The 237-nt window shown below is 47.3% G+C and carries 1 rRNA gene; it reads right to left on the bottom strand.

Annotation, left to right across the window (positions count from 1 at the left end):
- A 16S ribosomal RNA gene (locus BU804_RS02835) occupies positions 1-237 on the bottom strand; the annotation flags it as partial.

The following is a 237-nucleotide window of genomic DNA, read 5'->3' as shown; positions in this document are numbered from 1 at the left end:
TTGGCGGTCAATCTCTCAATCCGCCTAGACGTCTTAGCCTTGGTGCGCCTTTACCACACCAACTAGCTGATATCCCATGGACCTCTCTTTAACCGCGAGGTCTTGCGATCCCCCACTTTAATAAAAAAAAGATGTCTTTTTTTCACCCTATCCGGTATTAGCGGTCGTTTCCAACCGTTATCCCAGAGTTAAAGGCAAGTTATCCATGTCTTACTAACCCTTCCGCCACTAAACCCG

It is taken from the genome of Candidatus Protochlamydia sp. W-9 (assembly GCF_001950615.1).
GTDB lineage: Bacteria > Chlamydiota > Chlamydiia > Chlamydiales > Parachlamydiaceae > Protochlamydia > Protochlamydia amoebophila.
This window is presented reverse-complemented; position numbering and strand designations above follow the sequence as displayed.